This is a genomic window from Synechococcus sp. CBW1002 (assembly GCF_015840915.1).
In the GTDB taxonomy this organism is placed as follows: Bacteria; Cyanobacteriota; Cyanobacteriia; order PCC-6307; family Cyanobiaceae; genus CBW1002.
Genome location: NZ_CP060398.1, coordinates 775,523 through 790,329 on the forward strand (window position 1 = coordinate 775,523; position 14,807 = coordinate 790,329).

The 14,807-nt window shown below is 61.8% G+C and carries 11 protein-coding genes and 1 pseudogene; 4 read left to right on the forward strand and 8 right to left on the reverse strand.

The features are described from left to right. Positions 1 to 13: 13 nt before the first annotated feature. Positions 14 to 1,162, forward strand: a complete 1,149-nt coding sequence (locus H8F24_RS03650; RefSeq protein ID WP_197171008.1) for a DUF819 family protein — start codon at positions 14 to 16, stop codon at positions 1,160 to 1,162. Between the two features lie 245 nt (positions 1,163 to 1,407). Here H8F24_RS03650 and H8F24_RS03655 read toward each other — a convergent pair whose 3' ends face one another. The 3 genes and pseudogenes from H8F24_RS03655 to H8F24_RS20070 form a co-directional block, all read right to left on the reverse strand. Beyond that, positions 1,408 to 1,629 (reverse strand): hypothetical protein, encoded by a 222-nt coding sequence (locus tag H8F24_RS03655; RefSeq protein WP_197158317.1) that lies wholly within the window; start codon positions 1,627 to 1,629, stop codon positions 1,408 to 1,410. 14 nt (positions 1,630 to 1,643) lie between these two features. Continuing rightward, positions 1,644 to 4,565 (reverse strand): response regulator, encoded by a 2,922-nt coding sequence (locus H8F24_RS03660; RefSeq protein ID WP_231598078.1) that lies wholly within the window; start codon positions 4,563 to 4,565, stop codon positions 1,644 to 1,646. A gap of 45 nt (positions 4,566 to 4,610) precedes the next feature. Then, positions 4,611 to 4,952 (reverse strand): annotated as a pseudogene (locus H8F24_RS20070) (hypothetical protein); the annotation flags it as partial. On the opposite strand from H8F24_RS20070, the gene H8F24_RS19100 reads away from it, so the two are divergent. Then, positions 4,849 to 5,136, forward strand: coding sequence for a transposase (locus tag H8F24_RS19100; protein WP_231597691.1), 288 nt, complete (start codon positions 4,849 to 4,851; stop codon positions 5,134 to 5,136). The pseudogene H8F24_RS20070 and the gene H8F24_RS19100 overlap by 104 nt on opposite strands. A gap of 49 nt (positions 5,137 to 5,185) precedes the next feature. Next, a complete protein-coding gene (locus H8F24_RS03665) occupies positions 5,186 to 6,019 on the forward strand; it encodes an IS3 family transposase (protein ID WP_231598221.1) in 834 nt (277 codons plus the stop codon). Positions 6,020 to 6,583: 564 nt separating this feature from the next. Here H8F24_RS03665 and H8F24_RS03670 read toward each other — a convergent pair. The 5 genes from H8F24_RS03670 to H8F24_RS03690 form a co-directional block, all read right to left on the reverse strand. Next, complete coding sequence (locus H8F24_RS03670) at positions 6,584 to 7,684, reverse strand: ABC transporter substrate-binding protein (RefSeq protein ID WP_231598079.1); 1,101 nt, start codon at positions 7,682 to 7,684, stop codon at positions 6,584 to 6,586. Positions 7,685 to 7,711: 27 nt separating this feature from the next. Further along, on the reverse strand, positions 7,712 to 8,275 hold the full coding sequence (locus H8F24_RS03675; RefSeq protein ID WP_231598080.1) for an HD-GYP domain-containing protein: 564 nt from the start codon (positions 8,273 to 8,275) through the stop codon (positions 7,712 to 7,714). Positions 8,276 to 8,456: 181 nt separating this feature from the next. Then, a complete protein-coding gene (locus tag H8F24_RS03680; protein ID WP_197169597.1) occupies positions 8,457 to 10,004 on the reverse strand; it encodes an IS1182 family transposase in 1,548 nt (515 codons plus the stop codon). Between the two features lie 100 nt (positions 10,005 to 10,104). Next, positions 10,105 to 11,196 carry an IS630 family transposase gene (locus tag H8F24_RS03685; protein ID WP_197169690.1) on the reverse strand — a complete coding sequence of 364 codons (1,092 nt, stop codon included), beginning with the start codon at positions 11,194 to 11,196 and terminating at the stop codon, positions 10,105 to 10,107. A 27-nt stretch (positions 11,197 to 11,223) separates the two neighbouring features. Further along, positions 11,224 to 11,853, reverse strand: a complete 630-nt coding sequence (locus tag H8F24_RS03690; RefSeq protein ID WP_197171012.1) for a two-component system response regulator — start codon at positions 11,851 to 11,853, stop codon at positions 11,224 to 11,226. 193 nt (positions 11,854 to 12,046) lie between these two features. Here H8F24_RS03690 and H8F24_RS03695 point away from each other — a divergent pair, with 193 nt between their 5' ends. Then, entirely contained in the window at positions 12,047 to 14,806 is a 2,760-nt protein-coding gene (locus H8F24_RS03695) for a response regulator (protein WP_197171014.1), read from the forward strand. Position 14,807 lies beyond the last annotated feature (1 nt).

Genomic DNA, 14,807 nt, shown 5'->3' on the forward strand with positions numbered 1-14,807 from the left:
CACGGCGACACAGATGAACGACACCCTGGCGGGCTGGGCGCTGGTGCTGGGCCTGACGGCGATGGGCTTCTGGCTGGGCGAGCGCCCCGGCTGGTTCGGGCGGCTCGGCCCCACGCTCTGGGTGCTGAGCCTCGGCCTGCTCGCCTCCAATGGTCTGGGGCTACGCCTGCCGGAATCGGTGGCGGAGGGCGTGAATGGGCCGCTCACTTCGGTGGCGATCGTGCTGCTGCTGCTGGCGGTGGATGGCCGGCGGGTGTGGGAGGAGGGCCGCAGCCTGATCGCCCCCTTCGCCGCCGCGGTGGTGGTGACCTGTCTGGCAGCCCTGCTCGGCGCCCTGCTGCTGGGCCCCGCGCTCGGGGCAGACACCCCGCCCCTGGCCGGTCTGTTCACGGCCACCTACACCGGCGGCAGCCTCAATTTCGTGTCAGTGGCGCGGGCCCTGGCGGTGCGGCCCGACCTGGTGACCCTGGCCACCGCCGCCGATCAGCTGGTCTTCACAGTGTGGTTTCTGCTCAGCCTGCTGCTGGGGCATCGACGCCAAAACAACCTCCACCTGGAGACGGAGGCCGGAGCGCTCGATCCCGGCGCGCGCTTCATTCCGCTGGTGTGGCGGCACTGGCGCCAGTGGGGTGGCCAGGCCCTGGCCTGCCTGGCGCTGGCCGTGCTCACCATGCTGGCCGCCACGGCGCTCACCGCCTGGCTGGAGCCCCTGCTGCCCCAGGTGCCGGGCCTCGGCATCGTGGTGCTCACCAGCCTGGCGCTGGTGGTGGCCCAGATTCCCGGCCTGCGCTGCAAGGCGCTGGCTTACCCCCTGGGCCTGCTGGCGATCCATCCCTTCTTTGCGGTGATCGGCCTGAGCGCGGCCGTGATGGCGCTGCTGGGGGAAGGGTTGAACGTGCTGATCTATGCCGCCCTGGTGGTGGCGGTGCAGGCGGTGGGGGTGCTGGCCCTGGCCCGCTGGCGCCGCTGGGGCCTGGTGGACACGCTCGTCTCCAGCCAGGCCGCCGTGGGCGGGCCCTCCACAGCTCTGGCCCTGGCCACCTCCTGCGGCCGCCAGGACCTGGCCGTGCCGGGGGTGGCCGTGGGGCTGATCGGTTACATGCTGGGCACCTACCTCGGGCTGCTGATGGCGGCGCTTGTGGCGGCGCCGATACCGACCTGAACCTGGCCGAATGTGAGGGTTCCTGCCGTTCTGCCGTTTTGTGGGTTACGTTGCTCTCATCTGGCAGAAGCCGGCGAGCCGCGTGCTCGCGCATGCCGGAACCAGCACCGAGCCGCCCCTGCGCTTCCTGGGGACGGCCCTTCAGGACCAAAGCCCTGGCGGTGATCCACCGCCACGTCTGTGCTGCCCGTGTGCGAGTCCCATCGGGGACCGTGGCAGCTGGCCGGTGCGTGATCCATATCCAGTCACAACGTCATGTCCATCACCCGCAACCGACCCATCACCAGAACCAACAAAGCTGGCGCCAACCGCAACACCGCCCCGTCGCGCAGCGCTCCATCCCGCAGCGCTGCGTGCAGCAGCGAGGGGCGCGGAACCAGCAGTACCCCGCAGGAGACACCCTCCTGGGAAGAGCTGCTGGGGCGCCGCTGATCACGGCAGCACAGATCAAGGCACGGCTGAACCAAGCGCCGCTGAAGACTCAGGCCGAACCAGCCGGAACGGTGTTCAGGGCGGCGAGTGCCGCATCGAAGTCAAAGCGGCGGGCGCAGTGCAGCGCCCGGCGCACCTGATCTCCCAGAGCGGAGGGACCGAGCTGCTCCGCCAGGTCCTCCAACGCCTCCCGCGCCTGCGCATCGCTGGCGGCCAGCAAGCTGCAGCAATGCTCCAGCCGTTTCTGCTGGAGAGCGAGAGCGGCAGGGTCCTGCTCCACCCGGGCCCTTGAGCGGTCCACGGAACCAGAGCCCTCGCACGACCCCTCGCCAGGTTCCAGGGCCTCCAGGCCCGCCAGCACAGGGCGAAGCTGGGCGAGCAACACCTGCAGTGCATCCTCAACCTGGGCGCTTTCAGCGTCTGCTTGCTCGGATTGCTCCGATTGCTCGGATAGCTCCGACTGCTCCGAACAGACCGCTTCCAGGGTCGCGGCCGCCTGCTGCACGCCGCGGGCGCCGATGGTGCCCGCCGTGCCCTTGAGCGTGTGCGCCAGACGGGTGGCCGTGCTGACATCGCCCCCCTGCCACGCCGCCCGGAACTGGGCCTCGAAGGTCTGCTGCTCGTCGGCAAAACGCCGCAGCAAGCGCCGGTACAGCTGGGCATTGCCCATGGTGCTGGTCATACCGGCACGCTGATCAAGGCCCGGCAGAAGCGGAAACTCCGGCGCCCGGGCGGCATCAGGTGGTGATGCTGCAGGAGGCTGAATCCAGCGCGCCAGGGTGCGGAACATCGCCTCCACATCCAGAGGCTTGACGATGTGATCCACCATGCCCACCGCCAGCACCTTCTCGAGATCCCCCTCCATGGCATTGGCCGTCATCGCGATCACAGGCATCGATGCCAGGGCTGAATCGGCCTTGATCGCGCGTGTGGCGGTGTAGCCATCCATCACCGGCATCTGGCAATCCATCAACACGCCGTCGAAGCGGCGATCGTGCGCCAGCAGATCGAGAGCCTCCTGGCCGTTGCAGGCCGTCTCCACCACCAGGCCGGCCTGGCTCAGCAGCTCGCAGGCCAGTTCCTGGTTCATGGCGTTGTCTTCCACCAGCAACACCCGGGCGCCGGTCAGCGCCGTGATCGGTTCCGCCGATTGCCGTTCCGCCTCAGAACGGGACGCCTGCGACTGGATCTGGAGATGATCCAGGGCTGCGGCGATGGCCTTCAGCAGGGAGTAGGGCGTGGTGGGCTTGGCGATCGCCCCGTGGAACACGAGCCCATCACGCTCGGCGTCCAGCCAGATATCATCGGCCCCTAAAGCCGTCAGCATCAACAGGCGCGGCTGCGCCTGCAAAGGCAGCGCCCTGATCTCCAGACCCGCCTCCACCCCGTTCATCAGCGGCATTCTCCAATCCATCAGCACGAGGGCATAGGGATGGCCTGCAGCATCGGCCTGCCGCACGGCCCGCACCGCCTGCTCACCATCGCTGGCTTTGTCGACCTCCATGCCGAAGCTGCGGGTCATGGCAACGGTGATCTCGCGGGCAGTGGAGTTGTCGTCCACCACCAGCACACGCACACCGCGCAACTCCTCCAAACACAACATCGGATTGGCAGCCCCATAGGGCAGGCCGAAACGAGCACTGAAATGGAACGTGGAGCCCACATTGGGGACACTGTCAACCCAGATCGAGCCGCCCATCATTTCCGCAATATTCCGGGAAATCGCCAGCCCCAATCCCGTGCCGCCATACTTGCGCGTCACCGAGCTGTCGGCCTGGCTGAACGGCTGGAACAAAAGGCCAATCTGTTCTTCTGACAGGCCGATGCCCGTATCCCGCACCAAGAAGTGCAGCATCACGGAATCAACGCCAACGTCCAGTATCTCCACCTTCACAACAACCTCGCCCTGATCAGAAAACTTCACTGCATTGTCACAGAGATTAATCAACACCTGCGAAAGACGCAGCGGATCACCCAACAGGGAGTCAGGGGAATCAATCGAATGATCGAAGAGCAGTTCCAGGCCCTTTACTCCAGCCCTCATCCCGATCAAATCCCCTACATAACAAAGCACATTGTCGAGGGAGAAGTCGGTCGCTTCCATGATCAAACGGCCGGATTCGATCTTGGAAAAGTCAAGGATGTCGTTGATAATACCAAGCAAGTTTTCCGCAGATGTGCGCACCTTTGCAGCGTAATTGCCCTGCCTGCGATCGAGATCAGTCTGCTGCAGCAGCCGCGTCATCCCGATAATCACATTCATCGGCGTGCGGATCTCATGGCTCATGTTGGCCAGGAATTCATTCTTTAAGCGTGTCGCACGAGCCAATTCAGTGTTTGCCTGTACCATTTTTTTGTTTGCCCGCACAAGGCTTGATTGGGCGCGCCTGGTGCGAGACAACTCTTGCTGAATTCGACTAAACAGATTAGACTGCTGCAGAGCGATACTAATTTGACGGGAGACGGAATCGACAGATTCGATATCCTCTTCGCTCCACACCCTCGCTGCCTTGCACTGATGTATGCAAAGAAGTCCCCACAACTGGCCTGAATAAGCAAGGGGAAAAACAGCGTTGGAAACAATACCAAACCTCCCAAGAAGCTCGCGATAACAAGTAGATATATTTGCCGTCCGAACATCATCGACAAAATGGAATCCACCCGACAGGTAACGCTCAACAAGCTGGGGAGAAAAGCACTTGTCTTCGGCTTCTAAATGAAGGATTGAAGTCACACCAGGAGCTGCCGATGCGGCAACAAATCGGCCCCGCTTGTGGGCGGATCGAGGAAGAAACTGATAAATTGCAACTCTATCTGCTTTGAGATAATGAAGAATATCGCATGTGGCAGTCTCGAAAATCTGATCAAGCTCAAGGGACTGGTGAATTCGATGATTAATCTCGCGGAGAAGCCTTTCCTTGCTTGCCAGTTTCTCCAACCTGACCGAATTGACTTGCATCTTGTCTGCCATGCTGTTAAAAGCAGCAGAGACAGAAGCGAGCTCATCAGACCCTGTCAGAAAGCTGCGGGAATTGAGCCTACCTTCTCCAAAATCATTACTTGCAGCAACTAGCTTCTGGATTCGCTTGCTGAGAGTAGACTCGAAATACAGCCACAATAATAGACAGAAAATGACCAATACTATGCTAGAACCAATAGCCCGCTTGAAAGCATTGAGGTGGTCTGGCTTTTCTGGACAGGCCCCATCGTTAACCTCTGAGGCGGGGTACCGCCCCTGAAAGGGGCTCCCACCGATGAGCAAGCGCCGCACCCACAGCCCCGAGTTCAAGGCCAGGGTCGCCATGGAGGCGATCAGTGGCCGCAAGACGATCCAGGAGATCGCCGCCGACCACGCCATCCACCCGATCCAGGTGAGCCAGTGGAAGCGGCAGCTCCTGGACGGTGCCAGCGAGCTCTTCACCCGAGGCAAGAAGACCAAGGACAAGGAGGAGGGGCAGGCCAAGGAGGCGGAGCTGTTCCAGCAGATCGGACGGCTGCAGATGGAGCTGGAGTGGCTCAAAAAAAAGTCTCAACTGCTCTGATGCCCGTGAACTGCGCAAGCTGGTCGATCACGACCACCCCGAGCTCAGCATCAGCAGGCAGTGTGCGCTGCTGGGGCTGCCTCGATCCACGCTGTACTACCGGCCGACACCGGTCCGTGTATCGACGCTGCGGATCATGGCCAGGATCGATGCTCTCTACCTGGAGGATCCCTGCAGCGGCAGCCGCCGGATGGTGGACTATCTGGCCCAAGATGGTATCCCGATCAGCCGAGATCGAGTGCGAAACCTCATGCGGCGCATGGGATTACGGGCGATCTACCAGAAGCCCCGGACGACGGTTCCAGGTGATCCGTCCGTGCGGTTCCCCTGCCTGGTGGACCTCACGCAGGTCACGTCGGTGGATCAGGTCTGGGCGACCGACATCACCTACATCCCTCTGCAGAAAGGGTTCCTCTATCTGGTGGCGATCATGGATCTCCATTCCAGGCATGTGCTCAGCTGGAGGCTCTCCAACAGCCTTGACACGAAGTTCTGTCTGGAGGCCCTGGAGATGGCCTTGGGAGGCGGCCGTAGGCCAGAGATCTTCCACTCCGATCAAGGCTGTCAGTTCACGTCCGCTGACTTTGTGGCCAGACTCAAAGGGGAGCGGATCCAGATCAGCTGGTCCGGCAGAAAGCGGTGCTACGACAACATCCTTGTTGAACGGCTGTGGAGGACTGTCAAGTACGAGGAGGTCTACCTACGGGCATACAGCGATGGCTGGGACGCTGAAATCAGCCTGGCCCGCTTCCTGTGGCGGTATTGCCATGTAAGACCTCACAGTTCCCTTGGAGGCAAAACTCCCCACGCGGTCTACACTGAGGCCGAACCATGTTCCACCCGTCCTGGGTTAACGATGTCAGGGGCCGGAACTGTCCAATAAAAGGCACCCACCTCACATTGGCAAAAGCCTTCTGATTCAGACCGCTAAGATCATACTCAACGAACAGAATTGCTACCCTGGAAGGCTTAATTTCATATTTACCCGACTTTAGCAATACAGGATACAGCGCAATTAGCCGGTCACCATTATCTACTTTCAATATTACGCCAGCCAGCGCCTGTCTAATCTTAAGGAATTCAGATTGATACTTAAAAGCCTGTGTATCTCTCATTGCATTGCCTATTTGCCGGTAGTCATTAGACTGAATAACAGTATTATTCTCGCTGAAAATGATCGCACTTAAGTAGCCCCGGTACGAGCCCAGTCGGCTTACAAGTGCCTCAATCTGACTTTCACTATCACTTGATCGATACAGATATTCGATGACTTGGGATACTTGAGCTGTGACCCTCCTGAGATTTGCCTTGGCAGAATTCTCGGCCAAGCGATAAGTCGCATTAACCTCAAACAAGAATAATGCTAACCCAGCTAGACTGCCAAACAGCACAAGTGCCGCAGGAATCGCATAACGAAGTGGGGGGGGGTATTTTCTCAGAATTCTTTTCATTGACTTGCCTGGGATGACGATGCCCTAACAAATTGATCATCAAGCAAGGCGGAAGGATCAACCCTCTTATCAATCAACCTGTTCTTGATCATTAGATCTACAAGTTTATTGATGGATAGCGCCAGATTAGCATTCTTTTGACCGAGAAGAGCTTGATTTTCCTGAAGGGATGGCTGCTTCAGTTTTTGGAATGAGTCAAGCAGCTGTGCAGGCCTCACCTGGGTACGCTTAGCCATAAGCTTGGCAGCCAGCAGAGGGTTTCTCTCGAAGTAGCCAAGTGCTTTGAATCGGCCGTCAACAAGAGCCTGCACAGCTTTGGGATTGCGCGCAATTGCGTCGTCACTAACCACAAGAACGTCAATAATCTCTCCTGGAATCATGCTACTATCAAATATCTGTGTGGCTCCCTCTTCCAGGAGTCTTGAGCGCGCTGGCCCGAATGTGACAACTGCATCTATTTCTCGATTTCTAAACGCTTGCTCGTGATCAGCCAGTTCAAGGGACACGATCTGAACATCCTGAGGATGCAGACCATTCCTCTCCAGTGCTCTGGCAAGTAAAAAGGCTCCAAGAGCTGTTGATTCCACTCCGATGCGACGACCCATAAGTGCTTTAACATTTTTAATCTCAGGCTGCCCGAGAATAACGTCACCACCGCTGGAGAAGTCCATCACAGCAATGATTTTGATGTTTGCTTGGGTAGCGGCAAGGTCGAGAACCTGATCAATAGAGAGCCCTGCGCCATCGATCTCACTGTTTCGATAAGCCTTGACTTGTTCGGTTCCTGATGGATAGTCAAAAAGTCGAATCGGCTTATCTTTGTAATAGCCAAGCTCCCTAGCAAGGTAGAGAGTCTCATAGCCTGGCCAGAGGTTGGCGCCAATGCGAAGGGTCTGCTGAGGCACCACACCGCAACTAACCAGAAAAACCGGCAGGCCTAGAAGAAAGACTTTCAAGAAACATCCGTTCGACCGTTTTGCCAAGAGCGCGGCGCGACACTCGCGGAAAAAAAACTTAAACAAAAGCGACCCCCTCCATGCAAAACAAAGAAAAGACGATGAAGCTTTGCCGCGGTGCCTTCGAAGCAGGTCGAGCAAACGAGAGCATCTGAATCCGCATAGTGCTCAGCCCAGCATGGGCGGCTCCCCCTGCATCATTCGGATCACACGCTCCTTCTCGAGAAGGTCTTGGTCGGTATCGCTGTAGCGCCGCGCGATCTCCTGGAAATCCTCTTGAATCGCATCACAGGCGTCAACCACATCGGGATCGAAATGGCTACCGCGGCCTTCATGCAGGGCCTGCATGGCTTGCGCATGCGACATGGCCTGTTTGTAGACACGTCGACTGATCAGGGCGTCGTAGAAATCGGCCACAGCCATCAAACGAGCGGAGACTGGAATCGCATCCCCCGCCAATCCGAGGGGATAGCCCGTGCCATCCCACTTCTCGTGGTGGCTGTAGGCGATCTCCTTGGCATAAAGCAGGAAATCTACTTTGAGGTCGAGTTGATTTTCTGCCGATTCAATCGCAGCCAAGCCAAGGGTAGTATGGGATTTCATCACCTCAAACTCCTCCTGCGTCAGGCGACCCGGCTTGAGCAGGATGCGATCCGGAATTCCCACTTTGCCGATGTCATGTAGCGGTGCGCTGCGGTAGAGCAGATCAATCGTCAGGTCGTTGTCAAGCACGGCACGGAAGCGCTCATGGTGGCGCAGCCTGAGAGCTAGGAGTTTGTTGCCAATAGAGCAGCGAGCCCCTGGTCACGACGAATCCCGGTGAGGTGAGCTCTGAGGTCTACCTCTCCCGCTGAGCTGGTTCATTGGGGCGAGGTTGACTCAGCCCTGGCGGCATTGCCAGGGTCTCTACCCCTCATCCCGTCGCTGCTGCCCAGAGCTGCTGCTGTGATCGCCTGTACCGGAACAACTTGAGCAGGTTGTGGGTGGCAGCGATCAGATGCCATTCACCATCGACCTTCTCCAGGCCCCGCAAGAGAAACCGCCGCAGGCCCCGGCCTTCCTTGATCTGGCCGTTCACCGGCTCCACGATCGCTTTGCGCTGGGCGTAGATCCTGGATCCCTTCTTGCTTCTGATCTTGCGGGCCATGCGGGTTCTGGCGTCGGCATCTCTGGGCAGCGGTCCTCGCTGTGGCGGTGGCGGCTTCCCATGCGGCAGACGGCCGGTGGCGATGTAGGCGTCAATGCCAAGGTCCTCACAGTGACCTGCGTTGTCGTCGCTCCAGTAGCCCGCATCCATCGTCATCACGTCCGGCAGTTCACCGGCGCTGGCGGCGATCCGCTCCAGCATGGGCTCCAGGTGCTCCACGTCCGGTGGCTGGTTGCTGACGCCCACCGCCACGATCACCTGGTGGTCACTGTCGACCGCCAGCTGGCAGTTGTAGCCCTGCAGGTAGGTGCCGCCGGACTGCATGAGGTGGCTGTCGGAATCTGTGAAATTCCGTTGGGTCTTGGCCGTCGGTGTGCCGTCAGCCTTTCTCGCCAGACCACGCCTGGGCATCGCGTCAGAGGCGAGTGGCTCCAGATCTGGTGGCTCGAGGCCAGCGCTCTCGGCGGCCTCGATGGCTTTGTCCCCCGCCGCTGCTGCCTTTGCCGCTGCGGCTTCCGCTTTCCTGTTCAGCTCGGCCTGCTCAGGGGCCGATCCATCCGATTCCTCGGCTGCGGTCGCTTTGGCTCTGGCCTTCTCGGCTTCCTCCTGCCGCTGCCGCGCTGCAGCTGCAGCGGTTTCCGCCTCCATCTCCTTGCGGGCCTGACGGATTTTTGCGAGGCGGCCCTGCTTGTGGCGCAGCTCATCGGGAAGTTCACTGCCCAGGTTTCCTTTGCCGTAGCGCCGGTCTTCCTGGGCATCCAGGATCTCGGCCTTGCGGATCAAGGCGTTGATTTCCTTCTGGAGCTCCTTCTCCGCCCTGAGCATCCGCTCGTGGCTCATCGCCTTGTGCTTGGAGGCATTGGCCTGCACCTTGGTGCCATCGAGGGCCACATGGCCCAGGCTCACCATCCCCGCCTTCTGGCACAGGCGCAGGATCTGAATAAACAGGCCCTTGAGGGCATCAAGGTTGCGCCGGCGGAACTCGCTGATTCGGCTGTGGTCCGGCTGCTGGTTGCCGGTCAGCACGCGGAATGCCAGATCCTCGTAGCAGGCCCGCTCGATCTTCCTGGAGGAGACGATGCCCACGCAGTAGGCGTAAAGCAGCAGCATCGTCATCATGCGTGGATCGAATCCCTTCTCTCCGCGGGGGTCCTTGGCCTGAGCGGGTACGAGGATCGCGGAGAGATCCAGCTCATCCACCAGGTCCAGCAGGAAATACACCTGGTGGTCTTCTGAGAGCCACTCACGCGGTGACGGCGGCAGCAGGGTGGCCTGCTGCGGCTGCCAGGGGCGAAAGGTCTTGCGCTTCTGCATGCCCGAGTGTATCGCCCAGATCCATTGCAGTCACTGGGATCTGGGCAGATTGATGGGCGGCTGTGGAGAGACTGGGTGCTGATCTATGCGCGACAGGCTCCTAGTGTGCCGTCCCGGAGATCTGCGAGCAAAGTCGCTGGAGCTTCTCCAGGATTGAATCCGCTGTGGCCGTCCAGTTGAACGGCGCCTTGGTCTTGTTGTAGGCCGCCACGAATTGCTCGATCTTGGAGATCAACTCCTTGACGCTGGAGAAGCTGCCGCGTCGGATCGCCCGCTGGGTGATGATCCCAAACCAACGCTCCACCTGGTTGATCCAGGAGGCGTAGGTCGGTGTGTAGTGCACGTGGAAGCGGGGCCGCTGCGCCAGCCAGGCCCTCACCTTGGCGTGCTTGTGGGTGCAGTAGTTGTCGACGATCAAGTGGACATCAAGCTCCTCGGGGACCGACTTCTCGATCTGGCGCAGGAACCCCAGGAACTCCTGGTGCCGATGGCGGGGCTTGCATTGGGTGATCACCTCGCCTGTTGCCACATCCAGAGCAGCGAACAGCGTGGTGGTGCCGTGGCGGATGTAGTCGTGGGTGACGCCCTCCACGTAACCCAGGCCCATGGGCAACAGCGGCTGGGTGCGGTCCAGTGCCTGGATCTGCGTCTTCTCGTCGACGCAGAGCACCATCGCCTTATCCGGAGGGTTCAGGTACAGGCCGACGATGTCGCGGACCTTCTCCACAAAGAACGGGTCGGTGGAGAGCTTGAACGACTTCTGCCGGTGGGGCTGGACCGAGAAAGTCTGCAGCCAGCGGTGAACGGTGGTTTTGGAGATGCCGGTGGCAGCCGCGAGGGAGCGCGCAGACCACTGGGTGCTGCCATCGGTGGGCTTGGTCTGCAGTGCCCGGTTGATCACCTCCGCCACCGTGTCGTCCTCGTAGGTGCGAGGCCTACCCGGCCGCAGCTCGTCATGCAGGCCCTCCAGGCCCAGCTCCCGGTACCGCTTGCGCCACTTGCCAACGGTCATCCCCGTCAGCCCCATCCGTTTGGCGATGGCGGTGTTGGTCTCGCCGGCACCGCAGGCCAGCACGATCTGAGCGCGCTGCACGATCGAATGCGGCAACGACCGGGAATTTGCAAGGGCCCGCAACTGCTGAACCTCGTCCTCGCTGAGGACCAGCGGAGGCATCGGACGACCAAGCGCCACAAGGCACCTCGGGTGACACTCTCGATTCTAGCTGTTATTTCCGGGACGGCATACTAGGGCGCGGATATAGTTTTGCGTGCGGCGGATGTGGTTGCCGGTTTCGTTGTCGCGCGTTTCAGCCAAGGAAGCCATAGCGTGGATGGTGACATCCTGAATCGCGGCCAGTTCATGGCTGCGCTTCTGCACCTCTCGCTCCAGATGATCATTCTGATCGCGCAGACGATCTGCAGCGGCCTTGAGTTGCATCTGGGTGGCCACACGAGCCAGCAGAATCGGCGGATTCACAGGCTTGGCGATGAAATCAGCCGCTCCGAGCAGCAAGCCACTTGCCTCATCGTCGACAGACGAGTTCGCCGTGAGAAAGATCACCGGAATGTCCCGCGTAAAAGCCTCATCCTTCAGCTTTTTACAGACTTGATAACCGGATAAGCCCGGCATCATGACGTCGAGCAGGATTAGATCGGGCGGCGTATTGGCGCCCGCAATCTCCAGGGCCTTGGCTCCACCCGTAGCCACCTTCACCTGGTAGAAAACCTGCAGAACGGCCGAGATCTGATCCAGGCTGCTGACGCTGTCGTCAACGACCAGAATCGTAGGTTTTTTTAATTTAGAAGCAGCATCGAATGCGTGGACAGTCTGTACCAAAGAAAAGTCCATGGAAGAATAACCTGGCTCTTAATCATTCGATTTTACCATTAAAATCAAAAGTCGATTTACTTTAGTCAATCGCGTCCACCCGATGTGGCGACATGGCTGGCCGTTCAGAGATGAGCACATCGAGCTGGCTTTGGGCCGAAGCTTTGCATAGCGACCAAGGGTTTACGGTTCACAAAGAAGTGCACTGGCGGGGATGTCCGGCCCTGAATCGAACGCTGGCGAGGCCAAGGCCGGTGCTGAGGCCAGGCCTGGTCGGGCCCGTTTCCTGCGCCACTTCCTGCCCGAGATCCTGCCGATCGTGCTGCTGATCACGGCCGCCGGCTGGCTGATCGCCGAGGGACTCGCCCGCGAAGAGCTCCTCAGCCTGACCGCGCGCCGGATGGAACGCCTGGAGCTGGCCCTGGCGGCCGTGAACGAAGCGACCCTGAGCGCCGTGGACCAGCTCTGGGCGGCCCAGGGGCTCCCCACCCTGGCGGCGGCGGTGGCCCAACCCAGTGCCACCAACCTGACGGCCCTGGCGGAGGGATTCAACGCCGTGGCCTCCACCGGACACTGCACCGATCAGCTCCGCTGGATCGATCGCAACGGCCAGGAGCGGGTGGCGATCAACAAAAGGGGGAGCCGCATGGTCTCCGTGCCCCCCCAGGAGCTGCAGAACAAGGCCGACCGGCCCTACGTGCGGGAGGGCCTGCGCCTGCTGCCAGGCCAGCTCTACGTCTCCGCCCTCGACCTGAATCAGGAGCACGGCCAGCCGGAACGGCCCTACCGGCCGACGTTCCGGTTGGCGCTGCCCCTGTTTGATCCCGGCGGCCAACGGCAGGGCCTGGTGGTGCTGAACAGTTCCGGCCGCTGCCTGCTGCGCACCTGGCTCCTGGAGATCCAGAACGACACCCGCCACCTGATGCTGGTGAACCGCGAGGGCATCCGGCTGGGCCGAGCCGAGCAGCTGCAGAACTGGGCCTTCCTGCTGCCAGGTGCCCGAGCCGATCAGCAGAGCATCAGCCTGGCCCACACAGACCCCGCCGCCTGGGCCGCGATGGCATCGGCACCCAAGGGATCGGCGAGCCTGCAGGACGGGGACTGGATCTGGAAGAGCATCGACACCCAGCAGGTCATCCGTGATCACGTGCTCATGCTCAGCCGCGGCCATGCCGGTGGCAGGCACCTGAGCGGCGGCAGCAGCAGCCTGGGGTTCGATCGGCTGGCCGTGATTCACCTGAGCGCCGCCGAGCGGGCCGCCATCGTGGGGCAGCACCGGCGCGAGGTGTTGCTGCCGACCAGCCTGCTGCTGGGCCTGTCGGTGCTGAACGGCCTGCGGCTGACGCGCTTTCGCCTGCGGCTGATGAGCGTCAATCGCCAGCTCGCCGCCCGGGCCGAGGAGGCCCGCAGCAACGCCGAGGCCAAAACCGCCTTCCTGGCGAACATGAGCCATGAGATCCGCACGCCGCTGCATGTGGTGCTGGGGCTGGCCCATCTGCTCGCCCAGGACACACTCACGGCCGGTCAGCGCAAGCTGGTGAGTCAGATCCAGGCGTCTGGACAGCTGCTGCGCAGCCTCACCAACGACATCCTCGATTTCACCAAGATCGATGCGGGCCAGCTCCAGCTGGAGGACGGCATCTTCACGCTGGACGCGGTGCTGGATCGCCTCGCCACCATCCTGGCCGTGGCGGCCGCCAACAAGCCGATCGACCTGCGGATCACCCCGCCGGCCTACCCCCTGGGCCGCCTGCGGGGTGATGCCACCCGGCTCGAGCAGGTGCTGGTGAACCTCACCACCAACGCCGCCAAGTTCACCGAACAGGGGCACATCAGCCTTCTGACCACCGTGCTGGAGCTGCAGCCGCGGCGGGTGGAGATTCGCTTCGAGGTGCGCGACTCGGGCATCGGCATCCCGCAGGAGCTGCAGGAGGCGATCTTCCGCCCCTACGTGCAGGAAGACGATTCGATCGCCCGGCTCTACGGCGGCTCCGGGCTGGGGCTGGCGATCAGCCACCGGCTGGTGGAGCTGATGGGCGGCCAGCTGGCGGTGGAGAGCACACCGGGCCAGGGCAGCTGTTTCCAGTTCACGGTGAGCTTCGAACGGCTGCCCACCGCCCTGGCCGCACCGGCCCGCTCGCCCCTGCGGGTGCTGGTGGTGGACGACGACCCCGCCAGCGGCGACGCCCTGCTGCTGCACTGCCGCGCCCTGGGCTGGCAGGCCAGCGCCGTGGCCGACGGCCCCGCGGCCCTGGCCCTGCTCCACCGCGATGACCCGCAGCAGCCGCCACCGCAGCTGGTGCTGCTGGATCGGGCGGCAGGGGCCGAGGAGATTCGCCAGGCCTGCGGAGAGCCGCCGCCGCGGATCCTGCTGATCGTGCGGGCTGGCCAGAGCCTGGCCCTGGATGCCTCCGGCCTGCCCGCCGGCGTGGATGGCGTGCTCGACCAGCCGATCACCGCCACGGCACTGGCGGCCGCCATGGCCGAAGATCGCCCGACGGCAGCGACCGAGACTGGAGCGGCCCCGACCGCAGCGACCAAGACAGCAGCAGCCCGGAAGCCCCTGGAGGGCCTGCATCTGCTGGTGGTGGATGACAACCGGCTCAACCGCCACCTGGCCGAGCGGATCTTCAGCAACGAGGGGGCCAGCGTCAGCCAGGCGGAGGGGGGCCAGCAGACCCTCGACTGGCTGGCGGCCCACCCCGGCAGCGCCGATCTGGTGCTGATGGATCTGCAGATGCCCGGCCTGGGTGGCTGCGCTGCCACCCGGCAGATCCGGGCCCAGGAGAGCCTGGCCCACCTGCCGGTGGTGGCCCTCAGCGCCGGGGCCACCACCGGGCAGCGACAGGCCGCCATGGAGGCGGGCATGGACGCCTTTCTGACCAAGCCGTTCGACGTGGCCGAGGCCATCGCCCTGATCCGCCGGCTCTGCGGCCACCCTGGCAGCAGCGTGGATTCATGCCCGTTGCCCTGAT

Excerpts from the sequence above, each read along its gene's own strand:
- H8F24_RS19100 (WP_231597691.1), top strand. The coding sequence starts at position 4,849 with ATGAGCAAGCGCCGCACCCACAGCCCCGAGTTCAAGGCCAGGGTCGCC.
- H8F24_RS03680 (WP_197169597.1), bottom strand. The coding sequence starts at position 10,004 with ATGCAGAAGCGCAAGACCTTTCGCCCCTGGCAGCCGCAGCAGGCCACC.
- H8F24_RS03695 (WP_197171014.1), top strand. The coding sequence starts at position 12,047 with ATGTCCGGCCCTGAATCGAACGCTGGCGAGGCCAAGGCCGGTGCTGAG.
- H8F24_RS03690 (WP_197171012.1), bottom strand. The coding sequence starts at position 11,853 with ATGGACTTTTCTTTGGTACAGACTGTCCACGCATTCGATGCTGCTTCT.
- H8F24_RS03660 (WP_231598078.1), bottom strand. The coding sequence starts at position 4,565 with ATGGCAGACAAGATGCAAGTCAATTCGGTCAGGTTGGAGAAACTGGCA.
- H8F24_RS03650 (WP_197171008.1), top strand. The coding sequence starts at position 14 with ATGAACGACACCCTGGCGGGCTGGGCGCTGGTGCTGGGCCTGACGGCG.